The sequence below is a fragment of the Cytophaga sp. genome, from assembly GCF_051961495.1.
Lineage (GTDB): Bacteria > Bacteroidota > Bacteroidia > Cytophagales > Cytophagaceae > Cytophaga.
The window spans coordinates 1-10968 of the sequence record NZ_JBQCDF010000107.1; the positions used below are offsets into that span (position 1 = coordinate 1).

The 10968-nt window shown below is 37.8% G+C and carries 11 protein-coding genes; 9 read left to right on the forward strand and 2 right to left on the reverse strand.

What is annotated here, in order from left to right; all coding sequences use genetic code 11:
• Together ACTHJT_RS05070 and ACTHJT_RS05075 are read right to left on the reverse strand one after the other, a co-directional pair.
• Window positions 1-593, reverse strand: a 593-nt coding sequence (locus ACTHJT_RS05070; RefSeq protein ID WP_440236814.1) for an alginate export family protein, incomplete at its 3' end; no start/stop codon positions are given.
• A gap of 192 nt (window positions 594-785) precedes the next feature.
• A complete protein-coding gene (locus ACTHJT_RS05075) occupies window positions 786-1502 on the reverse strand; it encodes a Crp/Fnr family transcriptional regulator (RefSeq protein WP_440236816.1) in 717 nt (238 codons plus the stop codon).
• A gap of 242 nt (window positions 1503-1744) precedes the next feature.
• Between ACTHJT_RS05075 and ACTHJT_RS05080 the strand changes: the two genes are divergently transcribed.
• From ACTHJT_RS05080 to ACTHJT_RS05120, 9 genes are all read left to right on the forward strand, one after another.
• Window positions 1745-2071 carry an ArsR/SmtB family transcription factor gene (locus ACTHJT_RS05080; RefSeq protein ID WP_440236817.1) on the forward strand — a complete coding sequence of 109 codons (327 nt, stop codon included), beginning with the start codon at window positions 1745-1747 and terminating at the stop codon, window positions 2069-2071.
• The gene (locus tag ACTHJT_RS05085) at window positions 2061-2561 is read left to right on the forward strand and encodes an SRPBCC family protein (protein WP_440236818.1); all 501 of its coding nucleotides are present in this window, start codon (window positions 2061-2063) and stop codon (window positions 2559-2561) included. The genes ACTHJT_RS05080 and ACTHJT_RS05085 overlap by 11 nt, the downstream gene beginning before the upstream one ends.
• A gap of 145 nt (window positions 2562-2706) precedes the next feature.
• Entirely contained in the window at window positions 2707-4083 is a 1377-nt protein-coding gene (locus ACTHJT_RS05090; RefSeq protein ID WP_440236819.1) for a sigma-54-dependent transcriptional regulator, read from the forward strand.
• Window positions 4084-4343: 260 nt separating this feature from the next.
• Window positions 4344-4421 carry a K(+)-transporting ATPase subunit F gene (kdpF, locus tag ACTHJT_RS05095; protein ID WP_440236830.1) on the forward strand — a complete coding sequence of 26 codons (78 nt, stop codon included), beginning with the start codon at window positions 4344-4346 and terminating at the stop codon, window positions 4419-4421.
• 5 nt (window positions 4422-4426) lie between these two features.
• The gene (gene kdpA / locus ACTHJT_RS05100) at window positions 4427-6115 is read left to right on the forward strand and encodes a potassium-transporting ATPase subunit KdpA (protein ID WP_440236820.1); all 1689 of its coding nucleotides are present in this window, start codon (window positions 4427-4429) and stop codon (window positions 6113-6115) included.
• 10 nt (window positions 6116-6125) lie between these two features.
• A complete protein-coding gene (kdpB, locus tag ACTHJT_RS05105) occupies window positions 6126-8138 on the forward strand; it encodes a potassium-transporting ATPase subunit KdpB (RefSeq protein ID WP_440236822.1) in 2013 nt (670 codons plus the stop codon).
• Window positions 8139-8150: 12 nt separating this feature from the next.
• The gene (locus tag ACTHJT_RS05110) at window positions 8151-8711 is read left to right on the forward strand and encodes a K(+)-transporting ATPase subunit C (RefSeq protein WP_440236823.1); all 561 of its coding nucleotides are present in this window, start codon (window positions 8151-8153) and stop codon (window positions 8709-8711) included.
• Window positions 8712-8719: 8 nt separating this feature from the next.
• Complete coding sequence (locus ACTHJT_RS05115) at window positions 8720-9868, forward strand: porin (RefSeq protein WP_440236825.1); 1149 nt, start codon at window positions 8720-8722, stop codon at window positions 9866-9868.
• Window positions 9868-10968: sensor protein KdpD (locus ACTHJT_RS05120; RefSeq protein WP_440236827.1), on the forward strand; the 1101-nt coding region annotated here is incomplete at its 3' end. The genes ACTHJT_RS05115 and ACTHJT_RS05120, both read left to right, overlap by 1 nt.

Here is a 10968-nt window from a genome sequence, read left to right on the forward strand (position 1 = left end):
AGTGGTTGGTTGAAGTAACCTGAATTACCACCATTGTAATCTGTACCACCGGTACCTACTTTAGAGTTCTGAAGTTTAGAAGGCTCAGGAATTGTTCCATCCTGATTAAAAGAAGCAATTGCATGAAACTGATAAGTAGAATCAGAATGCTTATACATATATTTCAAGGCATCAAAGCTTCTTGCCTGTGCTGCCCAATCCAGGTTACCCAATACACGATGATCGTCGTAGTTCAATTCCTGGCGCCCGATCATCAATCTGTGCTTTGCAAGCGAGTCAATCATATACACTGCAAATGCTTCATGTACGGATAGCCAGTTATCAGATTTGTTGATCGTTCCTACATCACCCCAAATTCTTACATCCTGGATAGAGAACTTTGTTTCAATTTTACCCGCTTTATATCCGGCAATCAAACGAGTACGCTGTTCTGTGAATGAGGCGATCTCCTGATCGTCTGTCTTAAGCGTTTTAAAACCATTTCTCAATTCCGTACGCGGTCTGTATTGACCGGATAAAGTAAATTGTGCAGCAGCTGTGTTCCCCAGTAAAATTCCTCCCAGGAGTAAAATGGGTAGTAGTCCTTTTTTCATATTCCGTTTCGTTTTAGTTTTCGTGTTAAATAAATACGTATTATTATTAAGTATTTATACGTACAAATCTAGGTAGTCGAAAATAAAAGAAAGCCATGAATCCGGCAGGTAGCGACAACTTTTTACAACATAAAAAAACCTGCTTTAAAGCAGGTTTTAAATATAAAAATCTATTTTACAACAACTTATAAACTAACTTGCTAAATAATAATTATGCTCTGAAATTTCGTTTTTCATTTTTTGAAGCTCTGCAATACCTATTTTTTTACCTACACTACGTATTAAACCTTCTTTTTTCAGCATGGAAAGTATACGGATTACCTGTTCTTCTGTAGTCCCTGAAAAATCTGCTATTTCCTGTCTGGATAGCTGTAGATTAAGCAATTGGTTGGTATGCCCAAATTTGCGATCGATATAAAGCAGCGTGTCTACTACCCTTTCTCTAACCGTCATTTGTGCAATCTTACGTACTTTTGTTTCACTGCGGTTCAGTTCTCGTGCATAAAAAAGCATCATCTCATACGTTAATTCCGGAATATCTTTTAACATCTCCAACATCACGCGATTTGAAAAATTACACACCAGAGTATCTTCCAGGGCTTCAGCTGAAATGTGATACTGATCGCCTACTGCAAACCCCCGATGGCCAATAATTTCGCCGTCCCTGGAAAAACGAACAATCTGCTCCCGCCCGTTAATACCGGTCTGCACAACTTTTGCCTTGCCCTTTTGTATAAAGAACAGACCTTGTACGGGCGCGCCTTCTATGATAAATTGCTGACCTTTTTTACAGAAAAAAGCGATACGCTGTTTGACAAATTTCTCTGCCTCCGCTGTCAGACAATTTTTTTTGATCAGACAGGTTTCATTCAGGCAGGTATTGCAGGTAACCGGGGCGAGTGCTGACATATACATACTTTTTAAAAAGGGTTAAGAAGTAGTTATATGTAAATATACGTATCAATCAATAATAATTAAGTATTTATACGTATTTATTTTAATAATATAATTTAACTTCATTTTTATTCTGAACGAAAAACTGCTTTTGAGCCTGATCTTAGAAGATTTCAAAATAAATTTGAGAAAACTACTTGCGCAACCAAAAAGTTGCATATATTTGCAACCAATCAGTTGCCAATTCAAAACCGATTATGAAACGAGATGTATTTCAGGCGATCGCCGACCCAACACGCAGAACCATTCTGGCCCTTATTGCACTGCAGGCAATGACACCGAATGCACTGGCCGAACATTTCAATACATCCCGCCAGGCTGTATCCAAACATCTTAAAATTCTTGTTGAATGCGAACTGGTACATCAAAAACAAACCGGACGTGAAATATACTATCAACTGGAAGTAACGAAAATGAAAGAGATCGACAACTGGCTTGCACAATTTAAAAAGCTGTGGGAAGAACGCTTCTCCCAACTGGATCAAGTATTATTCAACCTAAACACCAAAGAAAATGAAAAGTAGTTTATTCATGGATTTTTCCATCGATAAAGGAAAAAATCAAATCAACGTTACAAGAGAATTTGCTGCGCCGCTAAAACACGTATGGGCGGCCTGGACAGAAAAAGAATTGCTCGATCAATGGTGGGCGCCAAAACCCTGGAAAGCAAAAACAAAGACAAGAGATTTCAAAGAAGGCGGGTACTGGCTTTACGCAATGATAGGTCCGCAAGGGGAAGAACATTGGGCAAGAGCTGATTTCAAATCCATCGACACGCAAAAGAAAATCGAATTGCACGATGCTTTTTGTGATTCAGATGGGAAATTGAATATGGATTTCCCACGCACAAAATGGAAAATTGCATTCAATGAAACAGCAGCCGGTACAACCGTGCAAGTAGAACTCACTTATGAAAAACTGGAAGACCTGGAAATGATTATTTCTATGGGCTTCAAGGAAGGCTTCACTATGGCACTCGAAAACCTGGATGGCGTTCTTGCTGCACAGAAATAAAATTGTTTACAGAAATTTAAATATCAGTCATTTTATTCTTTTAAATAAATGACTGATATTATTTTAGCAGATAATTAAATATCGCTTTAATTATATTTACTTTTATATTACTACAGATTGCATCCGGTTTGAATGGATGTATTTGATGAAAATAAATATCCTAACATACCCAGATGTAATTGCTTTGAAAAATGTATTGATTATTGATGATGAAGAAAAGCTCCGCATCTTGCTTACACGCATCATCAGTTTGGAAGGCTTTGAAGTACAGCAAGCCAGTGATATCAAAACAGCTTTAAAGAAATTAGAGCAGGCTGAAATTGATGTCGTACTTTGCGACGTAAAACTACCAGATGGCAATGGCGTTGATATTTGTAAAAAAATAAAAGAACTGCACCCGTTTGTAGAAATCGTTTTATTAACCGCTTACGGGAATATTCCCGATGGTGTACAGGCCATTAAAAACGGCGCCTTCGATTATATTACCAAAGGAGATGATAACAATAAAATCATTCCACTGCTTTACCGTGCAGCAGAAAAAGCAGTACTTGCAAAACGCGTTCAACAATTAGAAAAACAACTTGGAGACAAACATTCTTTTAATAGAATTATTGGTAAGTCAAAATTATTTTTACAAGCCATTGACTTAGCAAAAAAAGTTGCACGAACCGATACAACCGTTTTACTGACCGGCGAAACCGGAACTGGAAAAGAAGTATTTGCTCAAGCCATTCATCAAGAAAGTAATCGCAACAAACAAAACTTTGTCGCTATTAATTGTTCTGCATTCAGCACAGATCTTCTGGAAAGTGAAATGTTTGGACATAAAGCTGGTTCATTTACCGGAGCAACAAAAGATCAAAAAGGCTTGTTTGAAGAGGCCAACAATGGAACCATCTTTTTAGATGAAATCGGCGAAATGGCGTTGAACTTGCAGGCAAAATTACTCCGTGTTATTGAAACAGGCGAGTTTTTAAAAGTAGGCGAAAGCAAAGTTACAAAAGTGAATGTGCGCATTATTGCTGCAACGAACAGAGATTTACAAAAAGAAATTGTAGCCGGACATTTCAGAGAAGATTTATTTTATCGTATCTCTGTTTTTCAAATTCAATTACCCCCACTACGCGAAAGAATCGTTGATATTGAGCTGCTGGCATATCACTTTTTATCCTTGTTTTCAAGCAAGACAAATAAAAAGGTCAAACACATATCAAACGAATGCATGGAAGCACTTAGGCAACACGAATGGAATGGCAACATACGAGAGCTAAAGAATAGTATTGAGCGCGCTGTGATATTATCAACCAACGATGAAATTGGATTAGATCAATTACCGGTAGAATTTCAACAAACAAATAAAAACGGAAAGCCACTTTCTGCATTTGACCTGGCAAGTGCAGAAAAAATCCATATTCAAAAAGTATTGAATTATACAAATGGGAATAAAACAAAAACCGCTGAATTATTAAATATCGCACTTACTACCTTATATAGAAAATTAGAGGAATATAAAATAAACTGAGGCCTTCCCTAGCAAAACGATAGTACACACCCTTTCAAAACGAAAGGGTTTTTTATTGTACTATTTTATAAATAACTGGCAATATACACTCTAACAATGCATTAAACCTCCTTGTCCAAAGATGGTACAAGAGTTGAAATCACCTTATAAAAAAATTAAACACATTAAACATATGGTCACAGGCATCCTTATCTCAACAGGCATAATACTCTATCTGTTTTTTTATACATCCATTAACTGGTTTGAAAAAATCTAATCATATGGCATCACTATTCATTATCGCACTTGCAGTATTTGGTTATATGTGCTATGTACTGCTTAAACCTGAAAAATTCTAATTCCTATGAATACTGAAATCTCTGGAATATTCTTAATGTATGGGCTCGTTATTGTGTTTGCTATACCTTTAGGCAGATACATTGGTAAAATTTTCAACTACGAACGTACGTGGCTGGATGTCATCTTCGATCCGCTGGACAAGCTATTCTTTAAGCTCAGCGGTATTGACCCAACAACAGAAATGAGTTGGAAACAGCATCTGATTACTTTGCTAACCATCAATCTTGTATGGTTCGTTATGGCTATGCTGACTCTTACAAATATGGGTGCGCTGCCTTTGAATCCTGATGGCAATCCTTCAATGAGCGGCGATCTGGCTTTTAATACTGCAGTAAGTTTTGTTACAAACACAAATCTGCAACATTATTCCGGTGAAAGCGGTCTATCCTATTTTGGCCAATTGATTTTAATGCTGTGGCAGTTTATCAGCGCCGGAACAGGAATTGCTATTGCTGCAGTTGTATTTGAAGCTATGAAAGAACGTACAGCAGACACCTTAGGTAACTTTTATTCCTTCTTTGTCAGAAGTTGTACGCGCATTTTACTGCCTATTGCATTTGTTATCGCAATTCTTCTTGCATTCAATGGAATGCCTATGACTTTTGAAGGTAAGGATACCATGGTTACCCTTCAAGGAGATTCCGTGCAGGTAAGCCGCGGACCGGTTGCAGCTTTTGTTGCTATAAAACATTTGGGAACAAATGGCGGAGGTTTTTTTGGTGCAAACTCTGCACATCCATTTGAAAACCCAACATACTTCACAAACATCATTGAAATGGTAACGCAAATGCTAATCCCAATTGCTATGATTTTCGCATTGGGTTTTGTATTGAAGCGGAAAAACCTTTCGTGGATGATCTTTGGAGTGATGAGTATTGGATTCATTTTATTAACTATTCCAACAATCCTCTTTGAAATGCATGGGAATGTAAATATAGAAAATATGGGCATTACACAAGAAATGGGTAGCATGGAAGGTAAAGAAGTACGTTTTGGCTCAGCTTCTTCAGCATACTGGAGTATTGCTACAACTGTTATTTCAACAGGCAGTGTAAACAGCATGCACGACAGCTTCACTCCTCTTTCGGGGATGAATCAAATGCTTGCCATGATGATCAATTCCTTTTATGGTGGTTGTGGAGTGGGCATGCTGAACTTTTATATTTTTATTATCCTGGCTGTATTCATCAGTGGTTTAATGGTAGGGAGAACCCCTGAATTCCTAGGCAAAAAAATTGAAGCAAAAGAAATGAAAATTGCAATGATCATTGCATTGTTACATCCATTCCTAATACTTATCGGAACAGCAATTGCATGTTCTACTCCTGCTATAACTGCAGGTACACTAAGCAATCCGGGATTTCATGGCTTTAGTCAGATGCTTTATGAGTTCACATCTTCTTCTGCTAACAACGGTAGCGGCTTTGAAGGTTTAGGTGACAATACAGCTTTCTGGAATATTACATGCGGACTGATTATGCTGCTGGGCCGTTATCTTCCGGTAATCGGACCTATAGCAATCGCAGGAATTTTAGCAAGTAAGAAATACATTCCTGAAAGCAACGGAACATTGAAAACAGAAACTGCGACCTTTGGTTTAATGGTGTTTGCTGTAATAGCATTGGTAGCTGCTTTAGCATTCTTCCCTGCTCTTGCTTTAGGTCCGATCGCTGAATATTTCTCCATGATTTAATTGTACAAAAATGACAAACTCACATACATCGTTGTTTCAAAAAGAGTTGATGCAGGAAGCCTTGAAACAATCTTTTAAAAAACTCAATCCTAAAATAATGTTCCGAAATCCTGTGATGTTTACTGTAGAGATCGGAACCGCAGTAATGTTTGCAGTATGCCTCTGGATCTTATCCGGAGAAGCATCACAGGGAAGCTTTATCTACAACTTTATTGTATTTCTGGTTTTATTACTCACCTTATTGTTTGCCAATTTTGCAGAAGCAATAGCAGAAGCAAGAGGAAAAGCACAAGCAGATAGTCTCCGCAAAACACGGGAAGAAACGCCTGCTAAATTAGCAAATGGACAAATCATCTCTTCCTCACAATTAAAAAAAGGAGATGTATTTATCTGCGAAGTAGGTGATATCATTGCAACCGATGGCGAAATCATTGAAGGCCTCGCAACGATTGATGAAAGTGCCATTACTGGAGAAAGTGCACCTGTGATCCGTGAATCGGGTGGTGATAAAAGTTCTGTTACTGGTGGTACAAAAGTATTATCGGATAAAATAAAAGTGCAAGTCACAACCGAACCCGGAGAAAGCTTCTTAGATAAAATGATTGCTTTAGTAGAGGGTGCCAGCCGGCAAAAAACACCCAATGAAATTGCATTGACCATTTTATTGGCAGGCTTTACGCTGGTTTTTATTATTGTAACCGTAACATTGAAACCCTTTGCTGATTATGCGCAAACACCAATCACCATCGCAGCATTTATTTCATTATTCGTCTGTTTGATACCAACTACTATAGGTGGTTTGCTTTCAGCAATAGGCATAGCAGGTATGGACAGAGCATTACGTGCCAATGTAATTACCAAGAGTGGTAAAGCTGTGGAAACAGCCGGTGATATAGATGTACTTTTGTTGGATAAAACAGGAACTATTACTATCGGGAATCGAAAAGCAACTCACTTTTATCCAGGTGCAGGTGTGGATGAAAAATATTTTATAACCTGTGCAGCATTAAGTTCAATGAGTGATGAAACTCCCGAAGGAAAATCTATTATTGAATTAGCCGGAGTAAATCCTGTAAGCTATAATATTGAAAATCCCCGTTTCATAAAATTTACTGCAGAAACAAGATGCTCAGGTATTGATTATGAAACTACACGCATTCGGAAAGGTGCTGCAGATGCTATCAAACGTTTAACAGAGCAAGCAGGAAATAGTTATTCAGTAGAAACCAGTGAACGTGTAAAAGTAATTTCAAGTAACGGCGGAACACCTTTAGTCATTTCGGTAAATGAAAAAATAATTGGTGTAATTGAATTACAGGATATTATCAAACCAGGCATACAGGAACGTTTTGAACGCCTTCGAAAAATGGGTATAAAAACGGTTATGGTTACGGGCGACAATCCGCTAACAGCAAAATTTATTGCTGAGAAAGCAGGTGTAGACGATTTTATTGCGGAAGCAAAACCTGAAGACAAAATGAACTATATCAAAAAAGAACAATCTGAAGGCAGGCTGGTAGCCATGATGGGCGACGGTACAAACGATGCTCCTGCCCTTGCTCAGGCAGATGTGGGTGTAGCCATGAACAGCGGAACGCAGGCAGCGAAAGAAGCCGGTAATATGGTCGACCTGGATAATGACCCAACTAAACTGATTGAGATCGTTGAGATTGGCAAGCAGTTATTAATGACGCGGGGCACCTTAACAACTTTCAGCATTGCGAATGATGTAGCAAAATATTTCGCTATTATTCCGGCATTATTCATTGCAGGTATACCTTCGCTGCAGAGCTTAAATATTATGAAGCTGCACAGTCCGGAAAGTGCGGTCCTTTCGGCTGTTATCTTCAATGCCATTATTATTCCGTTCCTGATTCCGTTGGCATTAAAAGGGGTTGCTTACAAACCCATCGGTGCCAGTGCACTGCTGCGCCGAAACCTATTGATTTACGGATTGGGCGGTGTGCTTATCCCCTTTATTGGCATTAAAATCATTGATCTCTTTGTATCGCTATTCATTTAACTACATACCATTATGAAATCGAATATACTTCCTGCTATTAAGCTGACGTTCGTTTGCATGTTATTCTTTATGGGCATATACACACTGGCAGTATGCGGCATTGCACAATTCACAGCCAATAAAGGCAATGGTGATATTATTGTTCACAATGAAAAAAAATACTACAGCAACATCGGACAAACATTTACAGACGACAGTTATTTTCATTCGAGACCATCTGCAGTTGGCTATAACGCTGCAGGTTCGGGAGGCAGTAACAAATCGCCGAGTAATCCCGACTATCAAACTGAAGTACAAGCTCGCATCGACACTTTCATGGCTCACAACCCTGACATTGCCAAATCAGAGATCCCATCAGATCTGGTAACAGCAAGTGGAAGCGGTCTGGATCCGAATATCTCTGTACAGGCTGCAAAAGTACAAGTGAAACGTATTGCAAAGATCCGTCACCTTTCAGAAGAACGATTAATTTCATTAATTGATGAACAAACAGAAAAACCTTTGCTTGGATTATTCGGTACAGAAAAAATAAATGTACTGAAACTTAATATTGCTTTAGATGATTTAAAATAATAGTACGCGTGCAAAATATCTTTAAAGTTATATATATAAGTATTTGCGTACTCATAGGTACAACACATGCGATACAAGCCCAGATAACAGATCAAATGCTAAAAACCGTATCCGATAACACACCTGATACCAGATCATCAAAGCAAGTTACCGACCATCTAACAATATCGGGCTACATTGAAGCCTATTATGGATATGATTTCAGCAATCCCGGAAATCACTCAAGGCCTGGTTTTGTATATTCTTATAACAGGCACAACGAAGTAAATATCAATCTTGGATTTATAAAAGCAGCATATGCAACAGACAATCTACGTGCAAACATTGCAATCATGACAGGTACCTATGCCAATGCAAATCTGGCAACTGAACCAGGAGTTTTAAAAAATATATTTGAAGCAAATATTGGTGCAAAAATTTCAAAACAAAAAAACATTTGGATAGATGCAGGAATCTTTGCTTCACACATAGGTTTTGAAAGTGCCATTGGTAAAGATTGCTGGAATCTAACACGCAGTATATTGGCAGATAATTCGCCTTATTATGAAAGTGGTGTAAAAGTATCTTACAAAAGTGATAATGAAAAGTGGTTTGTGAGTGGATTGGTCTTAAATGGGTGGCAACACATTCAACGCGCTAATGATAATAATACACCCGCATTGGGACACCAACTTTCATATAAACCCACTTCAAAGATTACATTAAACAGTAGTTCTTTTGTAGGCAGTGATACACCTGATAGCATCAGACAGATGCGTTATTTTCATAATCTCTATAGTATTTTTCAACTTCATGAAAAATTCGGAATTATATTAGGTTTTGATATTGGCTTCCAACAAAAATCAAAAGGAAGCAATACATATAATACATGGTTCTCCCCTATTGTACAAACCCGATACGATCTATTTTCAAAATCAACGATTGCTATGCGTTTTGAATATTACAGCGATGTCAATGGTGTAATTATTCTGACTGGTACACCGAACGGATTTCAAACGTATGGCTACTCCCTTAATCTCGATTACAAGATTGCAGAAAATATGCTCTGGCGCATAGAAGGGAAATGTTTCAGTAGTATGGAGAAAATATTTATATTACATAATAAGCCAAACAACAAAAATTACGTACTGACAACATCCTTAGCCGTGTCTTTCTAATGACAGAAAAAGATAAAACCGTACAGCACTTTCTGGATCTGATCAAAAAATCCAGGAAAGGTAAATTTAAGATTTATATTGGCATGAGTGCCGGTGTAGGCAAATCATACCGTATGCTACAGGAAGCACACGCATTATTGAAAAATGGTATTGATGTAAAGATCGGTTTTATCGAAACACATAATCGCAAAGAAACACAGGCCCTGTTAGAAGGACTGCCCTTAATACCGAGACGGAAATTGTTTTACAAAGGAAAAGAACTGGAAGAAATGGATGTGCAGGCTATCATTAATTTACGTCCGGAGGTAGTTATTATAGATGAGCTCGCACACACCAATATTGAAGGAAGTAAGAATGAAAAACGCTGGCAGGATGTGATTGAAATCTTAGAAACCGGCATCAATGTTATTTCAGCTGTGAACATTCAACATATTGAAAGTTTGAATGAAGAAGTAAAAACTATTACCGGAATTGAAGTAAAAGAACGCATTCCTGATAGCATTTTAACATATGCAGATGAAGTTGTAAATATTGATTTAACAGCCGATGAATTAATTATCCGTCTGAAGGAAGGTAAAATATATCAGGAAGAAAAAATACAGACCGCATTACAGAACTTCTTTCAGAGTAACCATATCTTACAACTACGTGAATTGGCGCTTAAAGAAGTAGCATCACAGGTCGAACGAAAAGTTGAAACAGAAGTAACAAAAACGAATGTAATCAAACATGAACGTTTTTTAGCTTGCATCAGCAGCAACGACGGAGAAGCCAAAGCTGTGATTCGTAAAACAGCACGACTGGCTAATTACTTCCATAGCAAATGGTATGTATTGTATGTACAAACGCCGAATGAACATGCTGACAAAATAGCCTTAGACAAGCAGCGCCATTTGATAAATAACTTTAAATTAGCTACGGAGTTGGGTGCAGAAATCATTACGATAGAAAATAACTCCATTTCTAAAACAATCGTTAATCAAGCCATTGAGCGAAAGATTACTACGATTTGCATCGGAAAACCTCATTTAAACATGTTCAAAATTATCTGGAAAACCAATTTACTAAATACACTTTTCAAAAAACTATCTTCGAACAAT